The 14876-nt window shown below is 63.9% G+C and carries 14 protein-coding genes; 7 read left to right on the top strand and 7 right to left on the bottom strand.

Features of this window, described 5'->3' with window-relative positions; translation table 11 throughout:
* Positions 1 to 862: 862 nt before the first annotated feature.
* From IVB36_RS01110 to thrS, 3 genes are all read right to left on the bottom strand, one after another.
* Complete coding sequence (locus IVB36_RS01110; protein WP_085351139.1) at positions 863 to 2131, bottom strand: serine hydrolase domain-containing protein; 1269 nt, start codon at positions 2129 to 2131, stop codon at positions 863 to 865.
* Between the two features lie 63 nt (positions 2132 to 2194).
* Complete coding sequence (locus IVB36_RS01105) at positions 2195 to 2758, bottom strand: nitroreductase (protein WP_018455367.1); 564 nt, start codon at positions 2756 to 2758, stop codon at positions 2195 to 2197.
* 93 nt (positions 2759 to 2851) lie between these two features.
* Positions 2852 to 4933 (bottom strand): threonine--tRNA ligase, encoded by a 2082-nt coding sequence (gene thrS, locus IVB36_RS01100; RefSeq protein WP_162496534.1) that lies wholly within the window; start codon positions 4931 to 4933, stop codon positions 2852 to 2854.
* 186 nt (positions 4934 to 5119) lie between these two features.
* Here thrS and IVB36_RS01095 point away from each other — a divergent pair, with 186 nt between their 5' ends.
* Together IVB36_RS01095 and IVB36_RS01090 are read left to right on the top strand one after the other, a co-directional pair.
* Positions 5120 to 6292 carry an MFS transporter gene (locus IVB36_RS01095; RefSeq protein ID WP_247390254.1) on the top strand — a complete coding sequence of 391 codons (1173 nt, stop codon included), beginning with the start codon at positions 5120 to 5122 and terminating at the stop codon, positions 6290 to 6292.
* A 92-nt stretch (positions 6293 to 6384) separates the two neighbouring features.
* The gene (locus IVB36_RS01090) at positions 6385 to 6774 is read left to right on the top strand and encodes a hypothetical protein (protein ID WP_026232937.1); all 390 of its coding nucleotides are present in this window, start codon (positions 6385 to 6387) and stop codon (positions 6772 to 6774) included.
* A gap of 68 nt (positions 6775 to 6842) precedes the next feature.
* Here IVB36_RS01090 and IVB36_RS01085 read toward each other — a convergent pair whose 3' ends face one another.
* A complete protein-coding gene (locus IVB36_RS01085) occupies positions 6843 to 8186 on the bottom strand; it encodes an alpha/beta hydrolase (protein ID WP_247390252.1) in 1344 nt (447 codons plus the stop codon).
* Between the two features lie 328 nt (positions 8187 to 8514).
* Here IVB36_RS01085 and IVB36_RS01080 point away from each other — a divergent pair, with 328 nt between their 5' ends.
* Both IVB36_RS01080 and IVB36_RS01075 read left to right on the top strand, forming a co-directional pair.
* Positions 8515 to 9882 (top strand): amino acid permease, encoded by a 1368-nt coding sequence (locus IVB36_RS01080; RefSeq protein ID WP_247390250.1) that lies wholly within the window; start codon positions 8515 to 8517, stop codon positions 9880 to 9882.
* Between the two features lie 2 nt (positions 9883 to 9884).
* Positions 9885 to 11099: a hypothetical protein gene (locus IVB36_RS01075; RefSeq protein WP_247390248.1), complete on the top strand. Its 1215-nt coding sequence runs from the start codon at positions 9885 to 9887 to the stop codon at positions 11097 to 11099.
* On the opposite strand, the gene IVB36_RS01070 is transcribed toward IVB36_RS01075, so the two are convergent.
* Both IVB36_RS01070 and yidD read right to left on the bottom strand, forming a co-directional pair.
* The gene (locus IVB36_RS01070) at positions 11100 to 11312 is read right to left on the bottom strand and encodes a hypothetical protein (protein WP_026232939.1); all 213 of its coding nucleotides are present in this window, start codon (positions 11310 to 11312) and stop codon (positions 11100 to 11102) included.
* A gap of 91 nt (positions 11313 to 11403) precedes the next feature.
* On the bottom strand, positions 11404 to 11742 hold the full coding sequence (gene yidD, locus IVB36_RS01065) for a membrane protein insertion efficiency factor YidD (RefSeq protein ID WP_085385004.1): 339 nt from the start codon (positions 11740 to 11742) through the stop codon (positions 11404 to 11406).
* 253 nt (positions 11743 to 11995) lie between these two features.
* Here yidD and IVB36_RS01060 point away from each other — a divergent pair, with 253 nt between their 5' ends.
* A complete protein-coding gene (locus IVB36_RS01060) occupies positions 11996 to 12895 on the top strand; it encodes a hypothetical protein (RefSeq protein ID WP_247390247.1) in 900 nt (299 codons plus the stop codon).
* A gap of 57 nt (positions 12896 to 12952) precedes the next feature.
* Here the strand turns inward: IVB36_RS01060 and IVB36_RS01055 are convergent, their stop codons facing one another.
* Positions 12953 to 13408 (bottom strand): iron-sulfur cluster assembly scaffold protein, encoded by a 456-nt coding sequence (locus tag IVB36_RS01055; protein ID WP_007602629.1) that lies wholly within the window; start codon positions 13406 to 13408, stop codon positions 12953 to 12955.
* Positions 13409 to 13638: 230 nt separating this feature from the next.
* On the opposite strand from IVB36_RS01055, the gene folE reads away from it, so the two are divergent.
* A complete protein-coding gene (gene folE / locus IVB36_RS01050) occupies positions 13639 to 14331 on the top strand; it encodes a GTP cyclohydrolase I FolE (protein ID WP_007602630.1) in 693 nt (230 codons plus the stop codon).
* 27 nt (positions 14332 to 14358) lie between these two features.
* Positions 14359 to 14781: a phosphoribosyl-AMP cyclohydrolase gene (gene hisI / locus IVB36_RS01045; RefSeq protein WP_085351148.1), complete on the top strand. Its 423-nt coding sequence runs from the start codon at positions 14359 to 14361 to the stop codon at positions 14779 to 14781.
* The last annotated feature ends 95 nt before the right edge of the window (positions 14782 to 14876 follow it).

Here is a 14876-nt window from a genome sequence, read left to right as displayed (position 1 = left end):
GCCCGTGTGAGCGAAGCGATACCTGGGACAGCCCGTGGTAGGAATCCCGGATATCGCTTCGCTCATCCGGGCTACAAGACCTTGCGTTGCCCGACGGGCAAAACACCCAAATTGTCGGTCAACGCGAGCCGCGAAAATATTCCGCTTTACCGAATTTCGGAAACGACGTATGTGTCGCCGCAACCCGGCCCAAGGAAGAGGGGCGTATCGCGATCGTCACGAACGCGGGCCGGACGGCGGTGGACGTTAGTCACATCGGCGCGATCGGCTTCGCAGGGCGGGCAACCGTGAGCGAAGGCCTCGCGCACACGACCGGTGTGATCGGCGTACGGCAAAATCGTGTGGTCCTGACGCCCGGGGTCTGTGCGTCAAGCGTTGCGGTGATGTGGGTTGCCCAACCGGGCGCACGCGTCAGCCATCCGCAAGGCGACGGGGGCAATAGTGCATCGCTCCCCGGGGAGAGCGCGACATAAGCCGTAAAGCCACTGCGCAGGGAAGGCCGGATGTTTTGGCTTCACCTGTATGCTGCTGTGCAATTTTGTTCACGACAATCTCGCACAGTGGACCGCGGGTGCCAGCCGGCACCCGGTCTCCCTGCGCCCTCTTTCATTTGAGGGTAAGGCATCGAGGCAAAGCTCGGGCGAACAAGCCGCGAGGATGCGAAGGTGCGTCTGCGATCCGGAATGCGATGAAAGTGCGACGCTTCCACCCACAGACTCCGTCGTTGCGAGCGCAGCGAAGCAATCCAGAGTCTTTCCGCGTGGGCAGTCCGGATTGCTTCGCTGCGCTCGCAATGACGAGGATGATGGGAGTATACGCCGCCGAGATCGCAAAGCTGCTCGCCGATTTCGGCGAGCGAGATTCACGGACGGCGTAACTCGGACGGATAGCAGTCGTAGACCAGCGCCTTGAAGGCCGGCGTGATGCGGCTGCGCTCGTTCTGGGTCTGCTGCATCAGCAGGTAGACCATGTCGAGCTTGGGATCGACGCCGAAATAGGTGCCGCTGCCACTGTCCCATTTCAACTCGCCGAGCGAGCCCGGCGGCGGCGGTTTGGCGTTGCCGGGATCGGTCCGCACCGCGAGGCCATAGCCATAGCCGAAGCCGTCGCCCGGAAAATAGAAGTAATCGCGTCCGACGCCCGAGCCCGGCCCGACGTGATCGGTCGTCATGGCCTTGAAGGCAGCGGGGCTCAGATAGCGCTTGCCGTCGAACTCGCCGCCATTGAGCAGCATCTGCGCGAATCGCTGGTAGTCGGTGATGGTCGAGAGCAGCCCGCCGCCGCCGGACTGCCATTCGGGGTGATCGAGGCGCTCGCGCTCGGCGGCGAGCAGGATGTTGTCGTTCGGCAGCGGCCGCGCCATCCGCGCAAGCTCGTCCTCGGTCGCCAGCGCGAACTTGGTGCTGCTCATGCCGAGCGGATCGAAGATGCGCTGCTTGAGGAATTCGTACAGCGTCTGGCCCGAGATGATCTCGATGACGCTGCCGAGGACGTCAGTGGAATGACCGTAGCGCCACAGCGTTCCCGGTTGCCGTGCCAGCGGCAGCCTTGCGATGCGTTCGGCGAATTCCCTGTTGTTGAATTGACCTTCGAAGATATTTGCGGCCTTGTAGGCCTGCTCGACCCATTTGCCGCCGATGTAGTCGTAGCTGATGCCCGAGGTGTGCCGCAGGAGATCCTCGATGTTGACGGGACGGACCGGGGCCACGAGATCCAGGTGCAACGTGCCGTCGGGATTGGTGACCTCGAGGCCCACCTTGGTGTCGGCGAAGAGGGGAACGTATTTCGACACGGGGTCGGTGAGCGCGAGCTTGCCCTCGTCGATCAGCATCATCGCGCCAAGGCAGGTGATCGGCTTGGTCATCGAGTGGATGGCGAAGATCGTATCGGGCGTCATCGCGAGACCGGTCCTGGTGTCGCGCACGCCAATAGTCTTCAGATAGACCGGCTTGCCGTGCTGCTGGACCAGCACCACGGCGCCGGGCAGCCGGCCATTCGTCACCTCGTTGTCGAAATACGCTGTGATACGGTCGAGCCCGTCGGACGACGGCGCGGGGACGTCGGCGGCGCGGCTTCGCGCCATCGTGCCGGCCAGCAGCGCGGCTCCGACCAGAAATTCACGACGCTTCATCCGGGCTTCCTCCCTCGCCGGGATCAAAGCCGCAAGACGTCGAAGGCGTCAACACGCCTTCGATTAAAATCGCGTCACGATTTCAGAAAGGACCGGTCGCGGACGGTCTTCGCTCGGCCTGGTCGGCTTGCCGATATGGACGAAGCCCGCGAGCTTCTCGTCCGGCTTGAGGCCGAGGCCATCCAGCACGTCGCGATCGAACGCGAACCAGCCGGTCAGCCAGCAGGCGCCGTAGCCGAGCGCCGCCGCGGCCGTGACGATGTTCATAACGCTGGCCCCGGCCGACAATTCCTGCTCGAAGGCCGGCACCTTCGGATGCGGTTTGGTGAAGCTGACGATGCCGATCACCAGCGGCGCATCCGTGAGGCGTTTGCGCTCGGTCTCGACGTCGGCCGCCGGCGCGCCGGGATTCTTCCGGGCAAACACCTTCGCGATCACCTCGCCGGCGCGCTGGCGCGCATCGCCCTCGAAGATGATGAAGCGCCAGGGCGCGAGCTTGCCATGATCAGGCACGCGCGCGCCGATGGTGAGGATCGTCTCGAGCTCGGCCGGGGAGGGGCCAGGTCCGGACATCTCGCGCGGCTTGACCGAGCGGCGGGTCTTCAGGAGTTCGATGGCGTCGGGCACTGCGGTTTCCTCTTCGGCTGGTCGTGGGGCGTGCAGTCCCCACATAGGAATGCACGCCCGCAACCGAAAGCGAGTTTAGACCGATTTCAGATGTCAGGTCGCGCCACGCGCCCGCTTCACATCCGGCGGGGTCGCTTCGTCGACGAGGGCGGCGATGGCTTCCACCGTCGTCGTCACTTGCTGCCCGTCGCTGCCGAGCCGGCGGATCGAGACCGACTGCGTCTCGGCCTCTTTCTTGCCGACCACGAGCAGTGCCGGAATTTTGGCGAGCGAATGCTCGCGGACCTTGTAGTTGATCTTTTCGTTGCGCAGGTCGATCTCGGCTCGAAGTCCCGCACGCCGGACCTGCTCCAGCACCTGCTTGGCATACTCGTCGGCTTCCGACGTGATGGTGGTGACCACCACCTGCACCGGCGACAGCCAGAGCGGGAAGTTGCCGGCATAGTGCTCGATCAGGATGCCGATGAAGCGCTCCATCGAACCGCAGATCGCGCGGTGCACCATGACCGGCGGCTTCTTGCCGCTGTCGTGGTCGATGTAGAACGCACCGAACCGTTCCGGCAGGTTGAAGTCGACCTGCGTGGTGCCGCACTGCCAGTCGCGGCCGATGGCGTCGCGCAGCACATATTCGAACTTCGGTCCGTAGAAGGCGCCTTCGCCCGGATTGATCTCGGTCTTGATGTGATTGTTCTGCGACTGGATCTCGCGCAGCACCGTCGCCATCACGCGCTCGGCGTGATCCCACATCGCGTCGGTGCCGACGCGTTTCTCCGGCCGGGTCGACAGCTTCACAGTGAGATCGCCGGTGAAGCCGAAATCGGCATAGGTCGACAGGATCAGCTCGTTGATCTTCAGGCACTCGTCGGCGAGCTGATCCTCCATGCAGAAGATGTGCGCGTCATCCTGGGTGAAGCCGCGCACGCGCATCAATCCGTGCATCGCGCCGGACGGCTCGTAGCGGTGCACCACGCCGAACTCGGCGAGCCGCAGCGGCAGGTCGCGGTAGCTCTTCAGGCCATGCTTGAAGATCTGCACGTGGCCTGGGCAGTTCATCGGCTTCAGCGCGAACCAGCGCTTGTCTTCGGCCTCCTCGCCGGCCGACTGCGCCGCGAACATGTTCTCGCGGTACCAGCCCCAATGGCCGGAGGTCTCCCACAGCGACTTGTCGAGGATCTGGGGGGCGTTGACCTCGCTATAGTCACCGGCCAGGCGGCGTCGCATATAGGCGATCAGCTGCTGGAAGATGGTCCAGCCCTTGGCGTGCCAGAACACGACGCCCGGACCTTCCTCCTGGAAGTGGAAGAGGTCGAGCTCGCGTCCGAGCTTGCGATGGTCGCGCTTTTCCGCTTCCTCGATCTGCTTCAGATAAGCGTCGAGGTCCTCCTGCTTGGCGAATGCCGTGCCGTAGATGCGGGTCAGCATCGGGTTGTTGCTGTCGCCGCGCCAATAGGCGCCGGCCACCTTCATCAGCTTGAAGGCGTTGCCGACCTTACCGGTCGATGTCATGTGCGGGCCGCGGCAGAGATCGAACCAGTCGCCCTGGTAATAGATCTTGATCGGCTCGTTGCCGGGAATGGCATCGACCAGCTCGACCTTGAACGCCTCGCCCTTGTCGCGGAATACCTGTTTTGTCTTTTCGCGATCCCAAACCTCCTTAGTAAAAGGCTTGTCGCGCGCGATGAGCTCGCGCATCTTCTTCTCGATCGCGGCAAAGTCTTCCGGCGTGAACGGCTCGTTGCGGAAGAAATCGTAATAGAAGCCGTTCTCGATCACGGGGCCGATGGTAACCTGCGTGCCCGGCCACAGCGTCTGCACGGCTTCGGCAAGCACGTGGGCGCAGTCATGGCGGATCAGCTCGAGCGCGCGTGGATCGTCCCGGTTGATCAGCTCGATCCTGGCATCGGCTTCGATGGGATCGTCGAGGTCGGAGACCACGCCGTCGAGCGCCATCGCGACCGTACGCTTGGCCAGCGACGGCGAAATGCCCTTGGCGAGTTCGAGGCCGGTGATGCTCTTGGCGTATTCGCGCCGGGCGCCGTCGGGGAAGGTGAGGGTGATTTTTTCCGGTGGGGTCACGGGTCTCAAATTGCTGAGGCTGTACTGGAAGCCGGATTCGGATTTGGGCTGCTCGGACTTGGATTGGTCCTTGGATGGGTCCTTGGGCTGGTCGGTCATGGCATGTCTCCTGAGGCTCACTCCTGCGAACGAGCGCAGGTAAGCGGGAACGAGCGATATATCAGGCGAGTCGGCCTGCGCAATCCGGCATTTCCAAGAAACCGGCGCGCAAAAGCGGAGGCGCTGCACGAACTATTCCGGGCAACGCCCTTTAACTGGTCGCAAGGCGGCTCTACATGCGTTTGCATGGAAAATGCACGCGCCGGCCGTTTCGCGCCAACCGCCCTGATGCTCGGCAATCTCGTCACCGGCTGCTCAGTACTGGCGCCGGCGGGCATGCTGCCGGAATTGGCGACGGGGCTCGACGTCAGCATCCATGCGGCTGCGCTCCTGATCACCTTCGGGGCTGTCATCCTCTGCATCGGCTCGCCGCTGACGGCCTGGCTCACCAGCCGGATCGAGCGCCGGGCGTTACTCACCACGACGCTGGCGGTGCTCGCTTTTGGCAATCTGGCCTCGGCCTTTGCGCCCGACTATGCGAGCCTCCTCGTCACCCGCCTGGTGATGCTCGCGGTCGGCGCGCTTTACACGCCGCAGGCCGCCGGTACGGCGGCGTTGATCGTGCCGGTGGAGCGTCGCGGCAGCACGATTGCCTACATCTTTCTCGGCTGGTCGCTCGCTGCCGCCGTCGGCCTGCCGCTGATCACCTTCATCGCCAGCCGCTATGGCTGGCGCGCGGCCTATGGCGGAATCGGCGCGCTCGGTTGCGTCAGCTTCCTGCTGTTGCTGATGCGGCTGCCGGGGGGCTTGAAGGGGACGCCGGTGGATCTGAAGACCTGGAGCGCGGTCGGTCGCAACAGAACGATCCGGCTTCTGCTTGCGATCACGATGTTGCAGATGTCCGGGCAGTTCGTGGTGTTCACCTTCATGGGGCCGCTGCTCAACAAGCTGACCGGCGCAGGGCCCGATGCGATCGGCCTGGTGTTCGCTCTCTATGGCGTCTGCGGCTTCCTCGGCGTTGTCATCGCGACCCGCATCGTCGACACCTCGGGACCCTATCGCACCTCGCTGCTGTTCACCTGCCTGCTGCTTGCAGGAATCACGGGCTGGGCACTCGGCGCCGGCACGCTCGCGTTGATGGCGGGTGCGGTCGCGATCTGGGGCCTCGGTTTTGCCTCGACCAATTCGATGCAGCAGGTGCGGCTGGTCTCGGCCGCACCGTCGCTGGCATCGGCGACCGTCGCACTCAACACCTCCGTCCTTTATATCGGCCAGGCGGTCGGCTCTGCCGTCGGCGGACTGCTGTTCGCCCGCGAGCTCCTGCATACGCTCGGCTTCGTCGCAGTCGGTTTCGTGGTGGTGGCGCTGATCCTGGTCGTCCTGACCCGGCCCCGGCCGGCAACAGCCGCCCCGGCCTGAACGGAAGCGTGCCTGTGTGCGCAAGGTGCTTGGCAAACCGCGCGCCGGGAGGCTAGAAGGCCGGTCATGGGGACCAAAGAGGGTTGACTGAGATGAGGATGATTCTGGCGGTTGCCGCGGTGCTCTATTCAGCTTCCGCTTTCGCGCAAGCCGACAAGCCACCAATGATCGGAGACAAGCCGTTGGTGCAGGTCAAGCCCAAAGGGACCAAGGCGGGCACCAAGGAGGCTGCGGCCAAGCCGGCTGCCGCGCCGAAGGGCAAGCCACAATCCATCGCGGCGCGGCTGCAGGCTTGCCTGGACCTCGATGACGGCACCAAGGACCGGCTCAATTGCTACGACGCCGTGATCCCGCCGACGCCAAAGCCGAAGCCGGCCAAGGCCAAGGGCTACGCCGATTGCCGTTTCTTCAAGGAAGAGGACGAGCGGCTGGCCTGCTTCAACGGCTTTGCCGAAAGCATTCCGAAGCTGCCAAAGACCTGAGGCAGATCAGGGCCTGCGACAGTTACAGGCCCACCTAGCCAAAATACCGACGGCGCAATATCGCGGGCTTACCGGCTCGACGGGGATGGATTGGTGGAGGCCACGCGCGTGAGCGCGAGTGATGGCGTCGCCGACATCTTCACGAGGACGTCCTTGAGCGGGTCCCGCGTCCACGCTCGCGTCACATAGTCACGATGCGTGATGCCGTCCCCGGTTTCGACGAACACCACGCTGCCCGGACGCAAGGGGCCGTCCATGTCTTCGGAGACGGTTATGCCTTTCTGCCGCAGCGTGCTCATCAGTTCGCGGTCGCGCCGTGCGGTGTAGCGGGTGTAGGAGCTGACGAAGAAGCCGGAGCGGTGGCTCTCGATCCATGAGGCGAACTTGTCCATCTCGCCATAGACGGCGTCGAGCAACACGACGCCGCGGACACGGTCACTGATGCCACCAACCTCGAGGCTCCAGGCCGTCGGCAGGAAGCCGCCGCTGTAGCCGACGATCACGATCGGCATGTTGGCGAAGGCGCGGGCGCTGTTGGGATCGCCGGTGAGGCGGGCGAGATGGTTCGCCGACTCGTCGATGAAGCGCTTGAGGCCGCCAGTCTGCCAGAATTTTCCTGCGCTGGAATCGGCGGCATCGACCGCCATCTGCGGTGCGAGCAGGATGGCGTTGGCGCCGGAATCAGTGATCTGTTGCGGCACCAGCTGGCGGTCGCGCACGTCGCGCTCCAGCGTCGCGCCATTGCCGTGGAAGAACACCACGATCACGCCTGGCTTCCGCACGTCGAAATGTTCGGGCACGTGCATCAGGACGCGGTTATCGTTGTAAGTCTCGTCCTGCCAGAACACGCGCCCGGAATAGCTGCGGTGGCCGCGGCGGTCGCCCTTGGAGATGTTGAGGAATGGCGCGTCGGAGGCAGGGTTGTTGCCGAAATAGGGGAAGGCTGACGATTTCATGCTGACGAGCGTCGTCAGGTCCTCGCGTGGCGGACGCTGGTAGGGGGCCTGCGGCGCGAGCGAAGCAACCTTGTAAGGCGCCTGCTCCGGCTGCGGCTGCACGGCGCGCTTGGGTGAGAAGTCCGACATCTGCCGTTGCAGAAAACCCTCGCTCGCGGATGGGAAGCGCTCCCTGAACTGGGGGGCCGGGAATCGATCCTCGAACGTGTCGTTGCTTGCGACTTGCTGGTTTGTCTTCGCAACGACCTGGACGTTGGCTTGGACGTTGCCTTGGGCATTGGCCTGCGAGTTCGCCGCGAGTGCTGCCGGATTGGGTGCCTTGCCGCATTGAACCAGCGTCAGCGACAACGGCACCAAGGCTGAGATCAGAGCGGTCCGAAGCGCACGACCGCGTGCGCCGGACGTGGTCCGGTCGGCGCGGATGTCAGCTCTCGGTTTCGGAACGGCCCCGACCATTCACCCATGACCCCAAGTCATGACCACAAGTCCATCGGCAATCATTAAGGCAATTGAGCCTATGGGCGTTTAGGCGACGTTAAGTGTCCGGAGAAACTTCCCCACATCCGGAACGCTCAAAGGGACCACGCAATCGTGTCGTGATTGTGGGGGAGGGAGACGGGATGTCCCGGTGTTTACGACGCTTTATTGCCCGTTCGTGCATTGATGGTGCTGCAGTACCGATTTGGCCCCGCCTCATTTAACCCTTGTTAACCCTGCTTGAATTGACTGGACCGAGCTGCACGATGCTTCCCACGAGACGTGACGCCTGAGGTTGAGGACGGCGATGACGGCATCAGATGCGGGTACTGCACCCTGGACCGGCCGGCTGACCGGAAGCGGGTCGGGGGTCTCCGTTCTGGTCGCAACCGCCATCGTCGTGGCCGACATGATCGGGGTCGGCGTCTTCACCAGCCTCGGCTTCCAGGTCAAGGACATTCCCTCGGGCTTCTCGATCCTCTTGCTTTGGACGGTCGGCGGCATCGTCGCGCTGTGCGGGGTGTTCTCCTACAGCGAGCTCGGCGCGATGTTTCCGCGCTCGAGCGGCGAATACAATTTCCTCGGCCGAGCCTATCATCCCGCCTTCGGCTTTCTCGCCGGCTGGGTGTCGGCGACGGTTGGCTTTGCAGCACCCGTCGCGCTCGCCGCGATGGCCTTCGGCGAATACGCCAAATCGGTGGTCCCCGATGTGCCGCCGATCCCGCTTGCCATCGCCGTGGTGTGGCTGGTCTCGCTCGTGCAACTGACCGGGGTCAGGCATTCCTCGACGTTCCAGTTGATCTCGACCATCCTGAAGGTCGTGCTGATCGTTGCCTTCCTGGTCGCCGGCTTCATCGTCGGCGTGCCGCAGCCGATCGCCTTCACGCCGCAGGCGGGTGATCTCGTGCATATCGTCAGCGCGCCTTTCGCGATCGGGCTCGTATTCGTGATGTATTCGTTCTCGGGCTGGAATGCCGCGACCTACATCATCGGCGAGATGAACATGCCGCAGCGGGACCTGCCGCGTGCGCTGCTCGCGGGCACGCTGATCGTGCTCGTGCTGTACGTCGCGCTGAATGCGGTGTTTCTCCATTCTACGCCGGTGGGCGCGCTCGCGGGTCAGCTCGATGTCGCCAGCGTCGCCGGCAGCGCGATCTTCGGCAATCTCGGCGGCCGGATCGTCGGCGCGATGATCTGTTTCGGCCTGATCTCCTCGATCAGCGCGATGATGTGGATCGGCCCGCGCGTGATGATGACGATGGGGGAGGATATTCCGGCGCTGCGCGTGTTCTCGCGGAGATCGGTGCGCGGCGCGCCGGCCTATGCCATCCTGTTTCAGCTCGCCGTCGCCAATTTGCTGCTGTTCACGCGCAGCTTCGAGGCCGTGCTCGACTTCATCCAGTTCGCGCTGCTGTTCTGCTCGTTCTTCACGGTCGCCGGCGTGATCAAGCTGCGCATCACGGATCCCGATTTGCCGCGGCCCTATCGTGCCTGGGGATACCCGTTCACGCCGCTCGTGTTCCTGCTCGTGACCGCGTTCATGATGTACTATTTATTGACTGAGCGGCCGGTACAATCGCTATCGGGGATGCTCGTCATGGTCTCGGGCCTGGTGATTTATGCTGTTTTCCGCAGGCGGCCGGTCGCCGCTGGCACGTCACACAATCGCGAATAGACATGTTTCGACCCATGAGAATTGCGGCCGTGGCTCTCGCCTTGCTGGCTGGGGCCGTCTCGTCCGCACGTGCTGCCGAGGCAACTTTCGACGACACCGCGCGCTTCCTCGCGGGCATGCAGCCTTCGGCGGATTCGCCGCTGGTGCCGCTCACAAAGGACTCGGGTTGGCAACGCCAGGCGAGATTCTTCGACAGTGCCTTCGCCCAGCTCGAGGAGCGCCAGCTCGCGAAGATCCGCAACTGGGCCGACGTCAATTTGGCGGCGACCAAGCCGACCATGTTTTATTGGTTCAGCGGCCCCGACTTCCTCTACGCCAACGCCTTCTATCCCAAGGCCAGCACTTACGTGCTTGGCGCGCTGGAGCCGGTCGGTGCAGTGGCTGACCTGGCGCGATTGCCGCGCAGTTCGGTCGGCGCCGCGCTCTATAATGTCGAGCGCTCGCTCGGCTCGATCCTGAGTTTTTCCTTCTTCATCACCAAGCAAATGAAGGTCGACCTGCACACCAACCAGGTCAACGGCACCTTGCCGATCCTCTACGTCTTCCTCGTCCGCTCCGGCAAGATCATCCGCAATGTCGAGATGGTCGCACTCGACGACAAGGGCGGCGTGCATGTCGGCAACGACAATCCAGGACCGAACGCGACGCGCGGCGCCCGCATCACCTTTGCGGGCCCCGACGGCGAGGCGCGCACGCTGTATTATTTCTCGACCGATCTCTCCAATTCAGGTGCACGCGCGGCAGGATTCCTGAAGTTCTGCGAGACGCTCGGACCCGGCAACAGCCTGATCAAGAGTGCGTCCTATCTGCTGCACTCCGGCAATTTCACCGTGGCGCGCGACTGGTTGCTCGCCAACAGCGCGACCATCGTCCAGGACGATTCCGGCATTCCGCTTTCGAGCTACAATTCGCGGCAATGGCGGTTCTTCCCGTTCGGCCGCTATCTCGGACCGATCGGCGAATTCCCCGGCCGCTACCAGGAACGCTACGCCGCGCTGTTCACGCGCGCCCAGCCGATCGATTTCGGCGTCGGCTACCGCTGGCGGATGCACGAGTCGAACTTGCTGCTGGCGGTGAAGGTGCCGGGAAGCGAGACGGCGCCGGGGGCGGAGACCACCTCGTCCGCCGAGCCGTCGCCGAAACCGCTGCGTCCGAAGCGGCCACGTCCGCCTGAGCCGGTCCCGCCGCCACCCGGACGCTTTTTCTGGTCCCGCTAATTACCAGTGCACGCTCTGGCTCGGCACGATGAATGCCGTCGTGCTAGGCGGCGTGGCAAGACTCGTCTCCAGATACCAGCCGGAGCCGACCACGAGCAGCAGCAGGGCGATGATGGCGAGCATGTCGAGGGTTCTGGGATCGTGGCCTCGCGAACCACCCCGGGAATCCGGTCCAAGTCTGACGTGAAAATGAGGGCTGATTTTCCAGCGCATTGTTGTTTCCTCCCGCGGGAGCATCACAGCAACGCGAGGAGAGAGTTTCGGTTCCACTCAAGGTAGCGACACCTGAGGCGCCGCATCATGCTCAGGATGCGTTGACGCCGCGCCAGCGGCCGTAGCGCCAAGGCAAGTACCAGCGCGCGCCCTGTGGTGCGGTGAGGGGCACGTTGTCGATGCCCGAGGTGCCGAAAGGGTTGCAACGGAGCAGGCGTGCGAGCGTCATCCAGCCGCCGGCCCACAGCCCGAACCGTTCGATTGCCTCGTCGCCATAGGTGGAGCAGGTCGGCACGTGCCGGCAATTGTAGCCAACCAGCGGCGAGAGCGTGTGGCGGTAGAGCCAGATCAGCGCGCGGGCGAATCTGCGTGGAAGCCGGAGCGCGCCCGCGACGGGATTGGAACAGGGCTCGCGGGCTGATTGCTTCATGGGCGCTTTGCTGAGATCGTGGGCGAGGTTTTGCGCGGTTCCGGTGCAGGGAACTGTAAGCTGTTGTTTGTACGTCATATTTTGCGTGCTTTTTGGGAGCAGTGCAGCAAATGCCTATGGACGAGCTGTATTCCCCCGGATACCATTTTTGTGACGTCCATGTGAGACTCATTGGAATGTCGGAACGGGGCTTGGCTGAGTCGGCTCGCCGTAAGGCTTGGGCTAAAGCTTGGGACTTGGGGAAGGGACCAGTTTGAAACTTCTGAAGGCACTCAATCTTCGCGGCTGGTTGCTGGTGGGAACCGCTGCTTGTGGAGTCGTGCTGGCTGGCGCCGTCGCGACGCTCGGGTCGTCTGCCCGGGCCGGTGCTGCCCTCGAAGAGCGCAAGCTGCCGATGAAGTTCAATTGGGTCGCCTGCGAGCCGAATTGCCGCGGTTGGGTCAGTGCAGTCGGCATCATCACCGCCGATACGCCCCGGGACTTCGAAGAGTTTTCCCGCGGGCGCCAGCTCGGCGGCGCCACCGTGGTGCTGGATTCCAGCGGCGGTTCCGTCAACGACGCGATCACGCTCGGCCGGCGCTTCCGCAATCTCGGACTTCTGACCACGGTCGGCGTTAGCGTTCAGAACCGCGGCGGGCAGTCGGCCCGTCCGGCAGTCGCGCCGGAGGCCTATTGCGAATCCATGTGCGTGTTCCTGCTGTTGGCGGGCAAGAAGCGCTACGTGCCGGACGCGGCCCATGTCCGGGTTCACCAGATCTGGATGGGCGATCGCGCCGACGATGCCAAGGCGGCGAGCTACAGCGCGCAGGACCTGATGATCGTGGAGCGCGACATCGGCCGGCTTGCCAAATACACGTTCGACATGGGCGGTGCCGGCGATCTGCTGTCGCTCGCGCTCAGCGTCCCGCCCTGGGAAGATTTGCACCAGCTCGATGCAGGCGAGCTCAAGCTCACCAATCTCGTGACGACGGATCTCGTGGCCGATGTGCTGCCGCATGTCGACATCTCCGCGCCGGCAATGGCGGAGCTTGCACCGAAGACCCAGGCGAGGTTCGGTGCGGAACCGGAGCAGGCTGCGAAGTCGACCAAGACGGCGGAAGCCCTGGTGCCGACGGGCGGCGTGGCCACGCCGGTTGCGGCGTCGCAGAAGTAGCCTCGAATCTCTGATCTATTTCCGGGCCCTGCGACCAGCCCGGGATCAGCCTCCGAATCAGCCTTGCGCCGCAGCCGGCTGCTTCGCCTTCGCTTCGATCTGGCCGATGGCATCGACCACGGCATCGAAGGTCAGGAGTGTCGAGGCGTGGCGCGCCTTGTAGTCGCGGACCGGCTCGAGGAACTTGATCTCTTCCCATTTGCCTTCAGGAGGCGCGCCGTTCTCCTTCAGCATCTTGCGAACAGTTTCGCGTAACTCACGGAGTTCGCTCGCAGTCGATCCGACGATCTGACTTGCCATGATGGAGGAAGAAGCTTGTCCCAGCGCGCAGGCCTTCACGTCATGGGCGAAGTCAGTGACCTTCTCGCCCTCCATCTTGAGGTCGACCTTGACGGTCGAGCCGCACAGCTTGGAATGGGCGGTGGCGGTGGCATCGGGATCCGGCAACCGCCCGAGCCGCGGAATATTCCCGGCCAGTTCGATGATCCGCTTGTTATAAATGTCGTTCAGCATGTGATGGAGTCCAGCAGGACCGGCCTTGGCGTGCGCCGTCCACGGCCTTATATAGGATCGGAACTGGCGGAAAAACAGTCCAGCGCTGCGGCAGTGGTGTGATCCAGAACCCTGCTGCCGGCGTTACGGCTTGCAGAGTTTTCGCAGAAACTGTTCTCTCAGGCGTCCGGCGGTTCGCCGCCCCGTCTGCCGGTGACACTCCGGCCGCAAGGCCGTCGAACGGAGTCGACATGGACGCTACCATCAAATCCATCCGCCCCAACAAGCCCTCCGATCGGCAGCCCGAGAGCCGTCCGGCGGAGCTTGATCCTTCCGAATTCCTCGCCGCCGCCGTCCGCGCCGACCAGCCGCGCCCGGCGCGCGCCGAGGCCGAGCAGGCGGTGAAGACACTGCTCGCCTATATCGGCGAGAATACCAACCGCGAGGGACTGCTCGACACGCCGCGCCGCGTGGTCGAGGCTTTCGACGAACTCTATCAGGGCTACCACCAGTGTCCGGCCGAGGTGCTCGATCGCACCTTCGGCGAGACCGCCGGCTATGACGACTTCGTCCTTGTGCGTGACATCGAGTTCACCTCGCAATGCGAGCATCACATGATGCCGTTCTACGGCAAGGCGCACATCGCCTATACGCCGGTGGAACGCGTGGTCGGCCTGTCGAAGCTTGCGCGCCTCACCGACATCTTCGCCCGCCGGCTCCAGACCCAGGAGCACATGACCGCGCAGATCGCGGCGGCGATCGACGAGATCCTCAAGCCGCGCGGCGTTGCCGTGCTGATCGAGGCCGAGCATACCTGCATGTCGGTGCGCGGCGTCGCCAAGCATGGTGCCTCCACCTTCACCAGCCGCTTCACCGGCATGTTCCGCGACAATCCGGCGGAACAGGCTCGTTTTCTGTCCCTGGTGCGAGGCCTGCAGCGCTGACCTCGCGAATAGACCGGCGAGGGCGTTGTGTCCGCTCACTCCCATGAAACCGAGGAAGGTCTCGCCTTCCTTCCGAGATTCGATGCGGCCGGGCTCGTCACGGTCGTCGCGACCGAATTTGCCACCGGCGACGTGCTGATGGTCGCGCACATGAATGACGAGGCGCTGCGCAAGACCATCGCGACCGGCGAAGCCTGGTACTTCAGCCGCTCGCGCAATGCCTTGTGGCGAAAAGGTGAGACCTCAGGTCAGACCCAGCGCGTGCTCGAGATCCGCACCGATTGCGATCAGGATGCGGTCTGGCTGCGCGTCGAGCAGATCGGCGCTGCGTGTCACACCGGCCGCCGGTCCTGCTTCTACCGCAAGGTCGAGGCCGAAGACGGCGGCGCCAGGCTGGTCTTTGTCGATGCGGACAGGCTGTTCGATCCGGACGCGGTGTACAAGAAGTAGTCCTGCCGTCATGCGGAGGGCGGCGCTGGCGGCCCGAATTTACCCCGCATTAACCATATCTGTCCCACGGTGAGACGACAGGGCGTCGAATTGCC

Source organism: Bradyrhizobium sp. 35, assembly GCF_023073215.1.
GTDB classification, from domain to species: Bacteria; Pseudomonadota; Alphaproteobacteria; order Rhizobiales; family Xanthobacteraceae; genus Bradyrhizobium; species Bradyrhizobium canariense_D.
The sequence above is the reverse complement of the archived record's forward strand: the minus strand, read 5'-3'. Positions and strand labels throughout refer to the sequence as shown.

Bases quoted from the DNA above. Each gene is read 5' to 3' on its own strand.
- IVB36_RS01080 (WP_247390250.1), top strand. From the start codon at position 8,515: ATGACGGCATCAGATGCGGGTACTGCACCCTGGACCGGCCGGCTGACC.
- IVB36_RS01055 (WP_007602629.1), bottom strand. From the start codon at position 13,408: ATGCTGAACGACATTTATAACAAGCGGATCATCGAACTGGCCGGGAAT.
- IVB36_RS01070 (WP_026232939.1), bottom strand. From the start codon at position 11,312: ATGCGCTGGAAAATCAGCCCTCATTTTCACGTCAGACTTGGACCGGAT.
- IVB36_RS01090 (WP_026232937.1), top strand. From the start codon at position 6,385: ATGAGGATGATTCTGGCGGTTGCCGCGGTGCTCTATTCAGCTTCCGCT.
- folE (WP_007602630.1), top strand. From the start codon at position 13,639: ATGGACGCTACCATCAAATCCATCCGCCCCAACAAGCCCTCCGATCGG.
- IVB36_RS01095 (WP_247390254.1), top strand. From the start codon at position 5,120: ATGGAAAATGCACGCGCCGGCCGTTTCGCGCCAACCGCCCTGATGCTC.
- IVB36_RS01075 (WP_247390248.1), top strand. From the start codon at position 9,885: ATGTTTCGACCCATGAGAATTGCGGCCGTGGCTCTCGCCTTGCTGGCT.
- IVB36_RS01085 (WP_247390252.1), bottom strand. From the start codon at position 8,186: ATGGTCGGGGCCGTTCCGAAACCGAGAGCTGACATCCGCGCCGACCGG.
- IVB36_RS01110 (WP_085351139.1), bottom strand. From the start codon at position 2,131: ATGAAGCGTCGTGAATTTCTGGTCGGAGCCGCGCTGCTGGCCGGCACG.
- thrS (WP_162496534.1), bottom strand. From the start codon at position 4,933: ATGACCGACCAGCCCAAGGACCCATCCAAGGACCAATCCAAGTCCGAG.
- yidD (WP_085385004.1), bottom strand. From the start codon at position 11,742: ATGAAGCAATCAGCCCGCGAGCCCTGTTCCAATCCCGTCGCGGGCGCG.